This window comes from Phreatobacter sp. (assembly GCF_022843985.1).
GTDB lineage: Bacteria > Pseudomonadota > Alphaproteobacteria > Rhizobiales > Phreatobacteraceae > Phreatobacter.
In genome coordinates this window covers 108,616-121,531 of sequence record NZ_JALHMP010000011.1, presented here as the reverse complement: position 1 = coordinate 121,531, position 12,916 = coordinate 108,616, and the positions used below count along the sequence as shown (strand labels likewise).

At 64.0% G+C, this 12,916-nt stretch carries 16 protein-coding genes; 15 read left to right on the top strand and 1 reads right to left on the bottom strand.

Translation table 11 applies throughout. The features are described 5' to 3' along the window. Positions 1–509: 509 nt before the first annotated feature. The 15 genes from Q0C57_RS10095 to Q0C57_RS10025 all read left to right on the top strand — a co-directional run bounded on the left by Q0C57_RS10095 (position 510) and on the right by Q0C57_RS10025 (position 12,393). Positions 510–1,697: a DUF262 domain-containing protein gene (locus tag Q0C57_RS10095; protein ID WP_296575778.1), complete on the top strand. Its 1,188-nt coding sequence runs from the start codon at positions 510–512 to the stop codon at positions 1,695–1,697. Positions 1,698–1,702: 5 nt separating this feature from the next. Then, positions 1,703–2,464 (top strand): HEPN domain-containing protein, encoded by a 762-nt coding sequence (locus Q0C57_RS10090; protein ID WP_296575775.1) that lies wholly within the window; start codon positions 1,703–1,705, stop codon positions 2,462–2,464. A gap of 284 nt (positions 2,465–2,748) precedes the next feature. Continuing rightward, a complete protein-coding gene (locus tag Q0C57_RS10085) occupies positions 2,749–4,509 on the top strand; it encodes an acetolactate synthase 3 large subunit (RefSeq protein ID WP_296575772.1) in 1,761 nt (586 codons plus the stop codon). A gap of 65 nt (positions 4,510–4,574) precedes the next feature. Then, positions 4,575–4,856, top strand: a complete 282-nt coding sequence (locus Q0C57_RS10080) for an AbrB/MazE/SpoVT family DNA-binding domain-containing protein (protein WP_296575769.1) — start codon at positions 4,575–4,577, stop codon at positions 4,854–4,856. Between the two features lie 2 nt (positions 4,857–4,858). Then, complete coding sequence (locus Q0C57_RS10075) at positions 4,859–5,251, top strand: type II toxin-antitoxin system VapC family toxin (protein ID WP_296575768.1); 393 nt, start codon at positions 4,859–4,861, stop codon at positions 5,249–5,251. 21 nt (positions 5,252–5,272) lie between these two features. After that, complete coding sequence (gene ilvN, locus Q0C57_RS10070; protein WP_296575766.1) at positions 5,273–5,851, top strand: acetolactate synthase small subunit; 579 nt, start codon at positions 5,273–5,275, stop codon at positions 5,849–5,851. Between the two features lie 39 nt (positions 5,852–5,890). Continuing rightward, entirely contained in the window at positions 5,891–6,628 is a 738-nt protein-coding gene (locus Q0C57_RS10065) for a pyridoxine 5'-phosphate synthase (protein ID WP_296575764.1), read from the top strand. A 97-nt stretch (positions 6,629–6,725) separates the two neighbouring features. Further along, positions 6,726–6,998 (top strand): AbrB/MazE/SpoVT family DNA-binding domain-containing protein, encoded by a 273-nt coding sequence (locus tag Q0C57_RS10060; RefSeq protein WP_296575760.1) that lies wholly within the window; start codon positions 6,726–6,728, stop codon positions 6,996–6,998. Further along, positions 6,985–7,317, top strand: coding sequence for a type II toxin-antitoxin system PemK/MazF family toxin (locus tag Q0C57_RS10055; RefSeq protein ID WP_296575757.1), 333 nt, complete (start codon positions 6,985–6,987; stop codon positions 7,315–7,317). Before Q0C57_RS10060 ends, Q0C57_RS10055 begins: the two co-directional genes overlap by 14 nt. Positions 7,318–7,486: 169 nt before the next feature. Continuing rightward, entirely contained in the window at positions 7,487–8,176 is a 690-nt protein-coding gene (locus Q0C57_RS10050; RefSeq protein ID WP_296575754.1) for a TetR/AcrR family transcriptional regulator, read from the top strand. Between the two features lie 38 nt (positions 8,177–8,214). Next, on the top strand, positions 8,215–9,234 hold the full coding sequence (gene ilvC / locus Q0C57_RS10045) for a ketol-acid reductoisomerase (RefSeq protein ID WP_296575751.1): 1,020 nt from the start codon (positions 8,215–8,217) through the stop codon (positions 9,232–9,234). A gap of 396 nt (positions 9,235–9,630) precedes the next feature. After that, positions 9,631–10,065 carry a nuclear transport factor 2 family protein gene (locus Q0C57_RS10040; RefSeq protein WP_296575749.1) on the top strand — a complete coding sequence of 145 codons (435 nt, stop codon included), beginning with the start codon at positions 9,631–9,633 and terminating at the stop codon, positions 10,063–10,065. Positions 10,066–10,067: 2 nt separating this feature from the next. Further along, positions 10,068–10,520, top strand: coding sequence for a nuclear transport factor 2 family protein (locus tag Q0C57_RS10035; protein WP_296575747.1), 453 nt, complete (start codon positions 10,068–10,070; stop codon positions 10,518–10,520). 86 nt (positions 10,521–10,606) lie between these two features. After that, a complete protein-coding gene (gene pdxY, locus Q0C57_RS10030) occupies positions 10,607–11,458 on the top strand; it encodes a pyridoxal kinase PdxY (protein ID WP_296575744.1) in 852 nt (283 codons plus the stop codon). Positions 11,459–11,466: 8 nt separating this feature from the next. After that, entirely contained in the window at positions 11,467–12,393 is a 927-nt protein-coding gene (locus Q0C57_RS10025) for a PhzF family phenazine biosynthesis protein (RefSeq protein WP_296575741.1), read from the top strand. A 98-nt stretch (positions 12,394–12,491) separates the two neighbouring features. Here the strand turns inward: Q0C57_RS10025 and Q0C57_RS10020 are convergent, their stop codons facing one another. Then, positions 12,492–12,758, bottom strand: coding sequence for a glycine zipper domain-containing protein (locus tag Q0C57_RS10020; protein WP_296575739.1), 267 nt, complete (start codon positions 12,756–12,758; stop codon positions 12,492–12,494). Positions 12,759–12,916 lie beyond the last annotated feature (158 nt).

Here is a 12,916-nt window from a genome sequence, read left to right as displayed (position 1 = left end):
AAACCGCGGTCGCCCCGACTGCGCAATCCCGACCAGCTGCGTCGGGGCGTCCGCTGCCGGACTGCAAGGGGGTCAACTTTGGACGCCGAAAAGGGGTCAACTTTGGACGCCGATTGACATGCCCGGGCTTGGCCCTGGCATCCACGACTTCTCTTCAAGCTGCGGTGGTCAAGTCGTGGATGCCCGCCACAAGGGCGGGCATGACGCGGAGAGGTGGCGATAGGTCTGAGAGCGGGCCGAGGGGCGGACACCGCCCACATGGACGCTGACGAAGCGGCTCGTCGCGGCCGGGGCCGCCGGGGTGGTGGTGCCGAGCTTTGCCACAGGGGCGACGGAGGGGATGCGGAATCTGGTGCTGTGGCAGTGGGGCGGGGAGACGCAGAGGGTGGTGGCGTGGGATGCGGAGGGGCGGTTGCGGTGAGTTCTCGACGTGGAAGGCACGACGGCTTGCCTCGACTAATTGAACCCATAGCGCTATCATACAACCTCTCGTTTAAGGGCCGATCTAGATGATTAAAGAAGTCGTAATCGACGGCTATGAGGAAGAAGCAGATGGAATCGTTCCTGAAGAACGGCCCGTTGATCCGGACGAGTTTTTTGCCAAACACGCATTTCGTATTGTCTACCAGACGAACAATTTCTTTCTTCCGCAGATTCGCGATCTCATTGAAAACGGCGAGGTTCTTAACCTTCGGCCTGAGTATCAACGCCGCCTCCGCTGGTCGACCCCTCAGAAATCTAAACTGATTGAGTCATTATTACTTAATATACCAGTGCCCCCTGTTTTTCTATACGAAACAGATGCCGCCAGATACGAGGTAATGGACGGGCAGCAGCGCCTTAATGCAGTCAAGGAATTTATTGCTGGCGATTTTTCTCTTTCGTCGCTGACCGTCCTAAAACCCCTGAACGGCATTCGCTATTCGCGCTGCCCACCCAGGATCAAGCGGGCTCTCGATAGGTCGAGCCTATCCGCTATCGTTTTGCTCTTGGAAAGCGAGGCCGAGAACACACAGAATCGCCTCACGATGACTGATATCAGGCGTTTTATCTTTGATCGCCTGAATACGGGTGGGACGAAGCTGAATCCCCAAGAAATCCGAAACGCCCTAAACCCAGGCCCCTTCAATCGCATTATTATCGAACTTACTCGATATGATCTTTTTACTGAGGTTTTTGACATACCGCCTTATATTGAAGCGGATCCAAATGATTATTATGAGAATCCTGAGCGCCAGAAGAATCTTCTTTATTCAAGCATGGGCGATTGCCAACTTGTATTGCGATATTTTGCGTTAAAGAACGACCTAAACATTCGCGGTTCCATGAAGTCAATGCTTGATCGCGCAATGGAGCTGAAGATAAGCAATGTTGAGGCAGATGCGCTCAAAAGTGAATTCGTCGATAGATTTTCTTTCCTATATAGACTCTTTGATGGAAAGCCGTTCTTGCTGCCTCCTGACGAAAAGGGGCGCGAGCGGATATCTGCGGCAATTTATGATGCCTCCATGGTAGCAATTGATCAGCTGTGGGATCGACGCGATCTGATACTGGCTGACAGTGCGAATGTTCGACTTCGCATGCATCAATCCGTATCGGACCCGCAGCTCCTTGCCGTCCTTACTGGTCAGGGCAACACCGCGCAGGCGGTCAAGGATCGCATTAGCCTGCTACGGTCGATACTCTCTGGCGCGTGACAGCAATGACAACAGTTTTTGAGGCAATTACGGACGATTTCCTCGATGATCTTGGGGCAATCGCGGCTTTGGTCGGCACATTTGGCGCGTCCAGTCATCCAATCAAGGCGCGAATTGCGGCGGCAAATTCTTCTACTTTGCTTCTAGCCGCAACCTTCGAGGAGTTTGTAAGGGAGATGGCGCGCGAATTTGCACGCGCAGTAGTTCTCAGTGCATCCTCGGTTGATAACTTGCCGAAGAAAATGACCGCGACCGCCTGGAAGCGGACGATGGATGGTCTAGGCCGCATAAAATTCGATAAATCTGAGAATGGCTTAAGCGACGCGTTTGGCTCTGCTCAAAGCCGCTTTTCGATCGTCTATGATTTTTGCAGGGGCGACCTTAGCAAAGACATCTATCGTGAGCTTATTCACAACGAAAGAAATATGCGTCCCGATCAATTAAATGAGTTATTTAATGTATCTGGCCTTGGGAATGTCTGCCGTTTGTGCTACGAAAAGCCGATTATGCGTTCTTTCTACGGCGAAGATGACAATTCTAACCTTGGAAAGAAATTTTTCTCTAGTTTCAATGATTTTTTCGAAAGACGAAATGATATTGCACATGCGTTGAGTGCGCAAAAATCTAACGGACCGCAACAGATCGAAACTGATATTCGAATGATGACCTGTTTTGCACAAGCGTTGCGCGAAACGTTAGAAGGCGCGGCACCTTTGCCGTCGGCTATGCAATCTGCGCCTGAGCATGAGAACGCACCTGGAGGATGAGGTAAGCACCGGGCTACTGGCGCATCCGCCCCCCAACCGCTTGACACCCGCCTCCCCCCTCCCCTATGGTCCCGACCCTCACCAATCGGAGCCGCACGCCGTGCGTTTCATCCTTATTGTATCCGGGGCGCCATCGACGGACGTGTGAGACATCACACGGCGGCCGAACGGTGGCGCTCAACACAAGGTCCCTCACGGGGCCTTTTTTGTTGCCCTGAACGACCTCTCCGCCTATCGCCTCGCTGCAACACCAGACCAAGACGATGCCACAAGGAAACCGACCCATGTCCCGCGAGATGACCGGCGCCGAAATGGTGGTGCAGACCCTGATCGACCAGGGCGTCTCCACGATCTTCGGCTATCCCGGCGGCGCCGTGCTGCCGATCTATGACGCGCTCTTCCAGCAGGACAGCGTCAAGCATGTGCTCGTCCGCCACGAACAGGGCGCGGTCCATGCGGCGGAAGGCTATGCCCGCTCCTCCGGCAAGGTCGGCGTGGTGCTGGTCACCTCCGGCCCCGGCGCGACCAATGCGGTCACCGGCCTCACCGACGCGCTGATGGATTCGATCCCGCTCGTCTGTTTCACCGGCCAGGTGCCGACCCATCTGATCGGCTCGGACGCGTTCCAGGAGGCCGATACGGTCGGCATCACCCGCCACTGCACCAAGCACAACTACCTGGTGAAGAACATCGAGGACCTGCCGCGCATCCTGCACGAGGCCTTCTATGTGGCGCAGAACGGCCGTCCGGGGCCGGTCGTCATCGACATCCCCAAGGACATCCAGTTCAAGAGCGGCAAATACGAGAAGCCGCGCGACAACCAGCACAAGACCTATCGTCCCCAGATCAAGGGCGACCTCGCCAAGATCAAGGCGGCGGTGGAGATGATCGCCAAGGCCAAGCGCCCGGTGTTCTACACCGGCGGCGGCGTCATCAATGCCGGGCCGCAGGCCTCGCAGCTGCTGCGCGAGCTCGTCCGCGCCACCGGCTATCCCGTGACCTCGACGCTGATGGGGCTTGGCGCCTATCCGGCCCATGACCCGCAATGGCTGGGCATGCTCGGCATGCACGGCACCTACGAGGCCAATCTCGCCATGCATGGCTGCGACCTCATGGTGAATATCGGCGCGCGGTTCGATGATCGCATCACCGGGCGGCTCGACGCCTTCTCGCCGGGGTCGAAGAAGATCCATATCGACATCGATCCCTCGTCCATCAACAAGAACGTCAAGGTCGATATCGGCATTGTCGGCGACTGCGCCCATGTGCTCGAGGACATGGTGCGGCTGTGGAAGGACGTGGCGGGGCAGGTCGACAAGCCGGCGATCAAGGCCTGGTGGCTGCAGATCGAGGGCTGGCGGGCGCGCAAGTCGCTCGCCTATGCGAATTCCGAGACGATCATCAAGCCGCAATATGCGCTGGAGCGGCTGGAGGCGCTGACCAAGCACCGCAAGCGCTTCATCACCACGGAGGTCGGCCAGCACCAGATGTGGGCGGCGCAATATCTCCATTTCGACGACCCGAACCGCTGGATGACGAGCGGAGGCCTCGGCACGATGGGCTATGGCCTGCCGGCGGCGGTGGGCGTGCAGCTCGCCCATCCCAAGGACCTCGTCATCTGCGTGGCGGGCGAGGCCTCGGTGCTGATGAACATGCAGGAGATGTCGACGGCGGCGCAGTATCGCCTGCCGGTGAAGATCTTCATCCTCAACAACGAATATATGGGCATGGTGCGCCAGTGGCAGGAGCTGCTGCATGGCGGGCGCTATTCGGAGAGCTATTCGGCGGCGCTGCCGGACTTCGTGAAGCTCGCCGAGGCCTATCACGCCAAGGGCATCCGCTGCGATGATCCGGCCAAGCTCGATGACGCCATCAAGGAGATGCTCGACTATCCCGGACCGGTAATCTTCGACTGCCTGGTGGCCAAGGAAGAGAACTGCTTCCCGATGATCCCCTCGGGCAAGGCGCATAACGAGATGATCCTCGCCGATTTCGCCGGCCAGACCGGCGACATCATCGACGCCAAGGGCAAGCAGCTGGTGTGAGGCCTGGCGGAGACGGCGGCGGGATGTTATCTTACCGTCGTCTTACCGCCCGGCCGGAGGGAGCCATGGACACGACCGTTTCCACCAAGGGGCAGGTCATCATTCCCAAGAGCATCCGCGACGAACTCGGGATCGAGGCCGGCGCCAAGCTCAAGGTGACGATGGAAGGCCGCCGCATCGTCATGGAGGCGGCGCAGCCGTTCCCACGTACGTCGCTGGAGGCGGTCGGTGGCATGGGGCGGCGCTGGTACTCCGGCCCTGCTATCCCCGAGAGCGAGTGGCAGCCGGCGGTGGATGCCGCGAAGCGCCGCCGGTGGGGTCGCGAATATGACGAAAGCGGCTCCTGACCATGGACGCGATCGACGCCAACATCCTCGTCCGCATCGTCATCCGCGACGACGAGGCCATGTACCAGCGCGCGGCCAAGGTGCTGTCGTCAGGTCCCATCCTGGTTCCGACGACCGTGCTACTGGAGGCCGAGTGGGTCCTGCGCGACCGCTACGGGCTCGACCGTGAGGCCGTCGCCGACAGCCTCACCGCCTTCCTCGGCCTTCCCGAGGTGGAGACCCCGATGCCCGAGGCGATCCACACGGCCCTGAACCTCCTGCGCGCCGGCCTCGATTTTGCCGACGCCCTTCACCTCTCGACGGCGGCGCCGGCGCGCCGCTTTGTCACCCTCGACGTCCCGCTCGTGCGCCGCGCGCAGCGGCTTGCCACTCCCACGCCAGTCTCGCTGGCCTAGCCTGTTGCGACACCCACCACCATGACCCAGTCCCAGTCCGCCTATTTCCTCTCCGACGCCATCCATGCCGAGCGCCGCCACACGCTCGCCGTGCTGGTCGACAACGAGCCCGGGGTTCTCGCCCGCATCGCCGGCATGTTCTCCGGCCGCGGCTACAATATCGAGAGCCTGACGGTCTCGGAGACCGAGCACGAGAAGCATGTCTCGCGCATCACCATCGTCACCACCGGCACGGAGAAGGTGATCGAGCAGATCAAGACCCAGCTCGACCGCCTCGTGCCCGTCCACCGGGTGGTGGACCTGACCGTCCAGGGCTCGGCGCTGGAGCGCGAGCTCTGCCTCGTCAAGGTGCGCGGCAAGGGCGACTCGCGCGTCGAGGCGCTGCGCCTCGCCGGGGCCTTCGGCGCGCGGACGCTGGACGCCACGCTCAACTCCTTCGTCTTCGAGCTGACGGGGACGACGGAGGAGGTCGAGCGCTTCATCCGCCTGATGGGCGTGGTCGGCCTGGTCGAGGTGTCGCGCACCGGCATCGCCGCCATGAGCCGCGGCGCGGAAGGCATGCAGGAAGCAGCCTTGCCGGATGGCGCGCAGGGACGCTGAATGCGCGTCCGTTAAGTTCGCCCGCCCGAGGCCGAAGCCATGCCGACGCATCTCTCCGTCAACGTCAACGCCATCGCGCAGCTGCGCAACCGGCGCAACCTGCCCTGGCCGAGCGTGACGGGCCTCGCCCGCATCGCGCTGGAGGCGGGGGCGGCGGGCATCACCGTGCATCCGCGGCCCGACGAGCGGCATATCCGCCGCCACGACGTCTTCGACCTCGCGGGCCTGCTGCGGGCGGAGTTTCCGGCCGCCGAGTTCAACATCGAGGGCTATCCCGACGAACGCTTCCTCGCCCTCTGCGAGGCGGCGAAGCCCGACCAGGTGACGCTGGTGCCGGACGATCCAGCGCAGGCGACCTCCGACCACGGCTGGGACGTCCACCGGGACGCCGATCTCCTGAAACAGTCCATCGCCCGGCTGAAGGCGGGCGGCATGCGGGTGTCGATCTTCCTCGACGCCGATCCGGCGCTGGTGGCGGGCGCCAGGGCCACGGGCACCGACCGCATCGAGCTCTATACCGGGCCCTATGGCCATGCCGGCGATGCGGCGGTCCAGGCGGCGGAGCTCGCCAAGCTGGTGGCGACGACGGCGGCCGCGGTCGCGGCGGGCCTCGGCGTCAATGCCGGCCATGACCTCACCCTCGACAACCTGCCGAAGCTCATCGCCGCCGCGCCTGATATCGCCGAGGTGTCGATCGGCCATGCGCTGACCGCCGATGCGCTGATCCACGGCATGGCGGAGACCGTGCGGCTCTATCGCCAGGCCTGCGGCGGCTGACGGCCTGACCCTATCCGGATTGGCGGCGGCCGCGTTTGCGCCTCGCCACGCTTGGGATATACGTCGGATATCCGGGGCTGGTGATGGAGGCCTGACCGTGCGCGCCAAATCGGCTCGATGGGGCAACAGCATTGCCGTCCGCGTGCCGCGCTCCGTGGCGGAGACGATTGACCTGAAACCCGGCGAGGACCTGGAGATTGTTGCGGTGCCGGGCGGGCTGAACATCCGCCGGCCGATCGCGCCCCGCTATCCGTCCATGAGCCTTGCCGACATGGTGGCGGAAATGGACCGGCTCGGTCCGGACGGCCGGCCGGAAGTCGTCGACTGGGGACCGGATCGCGGAGACGAGATCGTCGATGACAGGCGATGACGGGCGTCCGCTGATCCACGCCGGTGATGTTTACTGGGTCGATTTCGATCCGACCAACGGCAGCGAACAGGCTGGGGCCCGCCCCGCACTGGTCATATCCGATGTCGAGTACAACCGACGGTCCGATCTGGTCGTCGTGTGCCGATCACGCGCAACACGAGGCCATGGCCAACCAAGATCGTCATGGTTGATGAGCCCGAGATCGAAGGTGCCGTGCTGGTCGACCAGGTTCGCAGCCTTCATCGTGCATCGCGCGGCTTCCGCTTTGCAGGGCGTATCTCACCGGAACTCCTGTCAGCCGTCCGCGCAAGCTCTTTGAAATCATCGGCCCAGGCTGGAAGGATGCCGAATGACCCCTCATGGCCGGACCCCGCCCCGCTGAGCCGCCCTGGCTTGAGGCATTGATCTGAGGCGACTTGCGTCGATGATCGCGCTGCGCTAGACCACCGAACCGTAACGTACGGTACGGCTTCCTCACCTCGCCTCCCATGGTCTCCGCCACCAAGTTTTCCGCCACCAAGTCCTCCGCTCCCGAGACGGCCGCCCCTGACGCGGCCGAGCCGACCGCCCGTCAGGCGGCGGTGCTCGACGCGGTGCTGGCGCTGATGCAGGAGAAGGGCGGCCAACTCACCATGACGGCCGTGGCGCGGCGGGCGAGCTGCTCGAAGGAAACGCTCTACAAGTGGTTCGGTGACCGCGACGGCCTCCTGACCGCCACCGTCCAGTGGCAGGCCTCGCGGGTACGCGCCGGCCGCTACGACCGGCAGAGGCTGGACGCCTCGAGCCTGAGGGACAGCCTGAGGGATTTCGCCGCGAACTGGCTGTCGGTCATTTCCAGCCCGACCTCGATCGCGCTCAACCGGGTGGCGATCACCCATGCCGCGTCACAGCAGAGCAATCTCGGACAGATCGTCCTCGAGAATGGGCGCTTCGCCATCGGTGGCCGGCTGAAGCCCGTGCTGGAGGAAGGGCGCGCCGCCGGCCTCCTCGCCTTCGACGACACCGAAGCGGCGTTCCGGACCTTTTTCGGCCTGGTCGGCCGCGACGTCCAGATCCGCCTGCTGCTCGGCGACGGGCTGAAGCTCGGCAAGGCCGAGATCGCCCGTGACGCGGCGGCTGCGACCGACCAGTTCCTCACCCTCTACGGCCGCACGGACCCAAAGCCGGCGGCCGCCTGACCCCTCACGCAACCCAAGTCCCAAGGAAGGAACATCCCATGCGTGTCTATTACGATCGCGACGCCGATCTGAACCTGATCAAGTCGAAGAAGGTCTGCATCGTCGGCTATGGCAGCCAGGGCCATGCCCATGCGCTGAACCTGCGTGATTCCGGTGTGAAGGACGTGGTCATCGCGCTGAAGGCGGGTTCGGCCACCCGCGCCAAGGCGGAGGCTGCCGGCTTCACCGTCATGACGCCCTCCGAGGCCGCCAAGGTCTGCGACATCATGATGATGCTGACCCCGGACGAGCTGCAGGCCGACATCTACCGCGACGACCTCCATGGCAACATGAAGCCGGGCGCCGCGATCATGTTCGCCCACGGCCTCAACGTCCATTTCAACCTGATCGAGGCCCGCAAGGATCTCGACGTGCTGATGGTCGCTCCGAAGGGCCCCGGCCACACGGTGCGCTCGGAGTACCAGCGCGGCGGCGGCGTGCCGACCCTGATCGCCATCCATCAGGATGCCTCGGGCAATGCCCATGACCTTGGCCTGTCCTATGCCTCGGCCAATGGCGGCGGCCGTGCCGGCATCATCGAGACGACCTTCAAGGAAGAGTGCGAGACCGATCTCTTCGGCGAGCAGGTGGTGCTCTGCGGCGGCCTGGTCGAGCTGATCAAGGCCGGCTACGAGACGCTGGTGGAAGCCGGCTATGCGCCGGAGATGGCCTATTTCGAGTGTCTCCACGAGGTGAAGCTGATCGTCGATCTCATCTATGAGGGCGGCATCGCCAACATGAACTACTCGATCTCCAACACCGCCGAGTACGGCGAATATGTCACCGGTCCCCGCATCATCACCGCCGAGACCAAGGCCGAGATGAAGCGCGTCCTCACCGACATCCAGTCGGGCAAGTTCACCCGCGACTGGATGCTGGAGAACAAGGTCAACCAGACCTCGTTCAAGGCGACCCGCGCCCGCATGGCCGCCCACCCGATCGAGGATGTCGGCGCCAAGCTGCGCGACATGATGCCCTGGATCAAGGCGAAGGCCCTGGTCGACAAGACGAAGAACTGAGACGCGCTGCGCGACCGACCGACGGGTGAGAATGCACCAGCCTGGTGACACCCGCGGAATTCCAGAAAAGGGCGGCGTCGGCCGCCCTTTTCTCTGAGGTGCCGCGTGGATCACCAGCATCGGCTCCCGTGTCGCAAGGTCGCGGGCAACATGCTTTGCCGGATGCAGCGTCCATCCCTAAGCTCCGGCCGGGTCAGGAGGCTGCGGCGGGGAGCGGCGACAGGGGCGGCAATCCGCCCATTTGATGGGCGTGACTTTACGGATGCAATCTTGCGATCGGATGGGGGTTCATGTTCCACTCATCAGGCATGTCGCAGCGTGTATCAAAATACCTTGGCGTGACACGCAAAGGGGCTTACGAGGACTTGTCCGGCGAGAGGCGGGGTCAGAAAATTCATGTCGCAACCGAGCCTGCGCCTGATCTCGGGATTGCCCTACCTTAAGGAACGGCTCGCGGAAGTCTATGCGGCCGGCCGCAGCGGCGATGCGGACCAGTTCGCCGCCGGTTTCGCCGAAGACGGTTTCATGCGGATGGTGGCCGACAGCCGTCTGGTCCCCGAGGCGGGGCCCTTTCGCGGGCGGGCCGCCATCGCCAAGGGGGTGCGGCAATGGTGCAACCGCTATGAATATGTCGACGGGCTGGTGGTGGATGTCATTGCCGATTTCGACATCGCGGTCACGCGCCGCCATTTGACCCTGCGTTGCACCGCGACCGGTTCGGTTGCCGATTTCGACATGGCGGATTTCATCCGCTTCGAGAACGGCCAGATCGTCGAGTTCTCCACGTTCATCGACACCGCCTCGCTGGCGGTTCTTTCGGGTCGTATCTGACCATGGCGAAGTCCCCTTCGACTTCCGCAGAGCGCAAGAAGCACAGCCAGGCGATCACCGAGGCGGTGCACGCCCTCTATGCCGCCCGCATGGCCGGAGCGGTGGACGAGTTCGTGTCCTATTTCGCCGCGGATGCGCGGCTCACCGTGATCGGCAATCCGGCCCTCAGCCCGGCGGCCGGCATGCGGCTCGGCCGCGAGGACATCGGGCGCTACCTGCAGCAATTGCACGACAACAACGCCTATCTCAGCCATCGGATCGACGACATCGTCACCGAGGGCGACCATGTGGTCGTGCGCTGGAGCGCCGAGGTGCGCTTTCTCGACAACGGACGCTCCGGCACCTACGAGATCCTTGACCACCTGCGCGTCCGCGACGGGCTCATCGTCGAGCTGACGCATTTCTACGATACCGGCGGGATCGCCATCGCCCGCGGACGCGTCAAGATCGCCTGACCCGCAAAGGACTGATGCCTCGGTTCACGGAACGGAATTGGTGCAGTGCCACAGGCGCGCGCTAGGCTGGCGCGACGGAGCACACCATGAATATCCTGTCCATCCAGTCCTGGGTTTCCTACGGCCATGTCGGCAATGCCTCGGCGGTCTTTCCGATGCAGCGGCTCGGCCACGAGGTCTGGGCGATCCACACGGTGCAGTTCTCCAACCATACGGGATATGGCGCCTGGAAGGGCCGGGTCTATGACGGGCCGATGATCGACGAACTGGTCGAGGGGATCGCCGACCGCGGCGTTCTCGCAACCTGCGACGGCGTGCTGTCCGGCTATATGGGCTCGTCGGATATCGGCTCGGCCATCATGGCCGCCGTCAAGCGCGTGCGCGCCCTCAATCCCTCAGCGCTCTATTGCTGCGATCCAGTGATCGGCGATGTCGGACGGGGCGTCTTTGTCCGGCCCGGCATTCCGGAATTCATGCGCGACCAGGCGGTGCCGGCCGCCGACATCATCACGCCGAACCAGTTCGAGCTGGAATATCTCTCCGGGCGATCCATCACCACCATCGCCGATGCGGTGGCGGCGGTCGACGCCATCCGCGCGACGGGCCCCAAGACCGTTCTCGTCACCAGCCTGATGACCGAGGACACGCCCGCCGACGCCATGGATCTCCTCGCCTGCGGGCCGAATGGCCGCTTCCGCGTGCGCACGCCGCGGCTCTCGGTCTCGGTCAACGGGGCGGGGGATGCCATCGCGGCGCTGTTCTTCGTCCATGCCGCGACGACCGGCGACGAGGCCTTCGCGGTCTCGCGCGCGGCCTCCTCGGTCTTCGGCCTGCTGAAGCGCACGGAAGAAGCCGGCTCGCGCGAAATCCTCACCGTCGCGGCGCAGGACGAGTTCGTCGCGCCGTCGCGCCTGTTCTCCCCCGAACCGATCGCCTGAGAGCCGCCATGACGCCAGCGTCCCCCGCCCGCCGCATTCATACGCTCGACGTGTTCACGCACGAGGCCCTGGCCGGGAACCCGCTCGCCGTCGTCCATGATTCCGCCGGGCTGGACACCGCCGCCATGCTGAGGATCGCCGGCGAGTTCAACCTGTCGGAGACGGTGTTCGTTCTGCCCGCGACGGCGGCCGGCCACCGCGCCGACATCCGCATCTTCACCCCCGGCGCGGAACTGCCCTTCGCCGGCCATCCGACGGTGGGCACGGCCGTTCTCCTCGCCGTCCTCGACGGCCTCGCGCCGGGCGCAGAGACCGCCTTCATCCTCGGCGAGAAGGCCGGGCCGGTCCCCTGCCGCGTGCGGCGCGACATGGACGGGCGCTACACGGCGACCTTCGTGGCCCCGCGCAAGCCGGCGGATCTGGGCCCTGCGCCCGACCCCGCGCAGCTCGCGGGCGTGCTGGGGCTCGACATCCGCGACATCGGCTTCGATCGCCACCGTCCGAGCCGCTATGGCGCGCCGGTATCGTTCTGCTACGTGCCGGTCCGGACGCGCGCGGCCATGGACCGCATCCGCGTCGACACGCGCTGGTTCGCGGAAACCTTCGCCGCCATCGGCGACAACCATCCCGCGATCTTCGCCTATAGCCGCGAGACCGTCGATCCGGCAGCGGGATTCCATGCGCGCATGTTCGCGCCCGGCCTCGGGATCGCGGAGGACCCCGCCACGGGCGCGGCTGCCGCCGCCTTCGCCGGCGTCCTGGCCGCGCAGGAGGGCCTCGCCGATGGCACACACCAGATCATCATCGAGCAGGGATTCGCGATGGGGCGACCGAGCCGCATCACCCTCGGCCTGACGCTGGCGCGCGGCACCGTCGAGACCGTCACCATCGGCGGCGGGGCGGTGCTGGTCAGCGAGGGCCGGCTTCTTCTCTAGGCCTGCCGTTTCTCTAGGCCTGCCGTCGTTGCGCCGGAACGGCCACAGAAAAACCCGCCGGCTGGCGCCGGCGGGTCTGATCTCGCTGTCGCCTGCGATCAGCGACGGTAGCGGCAGATACGCTCGCCGTAGCTGTTGATCCAGCAGCGGCGACGCGGCGTGGTCTCGGCACCGATCACCGCACCGGCAACACCGCCGATCGCGGCGCCGGCCAATGCGCCGCCCCCCGTGCCGGTGGCGAGGCCACCGATCAGGGCGCCGGCGCCTGCGCCGATGGCACCGCCGGCCACGGCACGCTCTTCGCGCGGGGTGCAGGCACCGATCATCAGAGCGGCAGCGCCGACCAAAGCCAATTTCTTCAACATGGGTATTCCCTCCTGCAGGCCCCCGACCCAGGGTGGACCATAGGTGACCGTCGTGCCATTTGCCAAGCTGCAAGTCCACCAACCTTGAGGTCGGTCAAAGGCCGTGCCTCAAGAGACACGACACCGTGGACCCATGGACCTCCGGGTCGAAGGACATC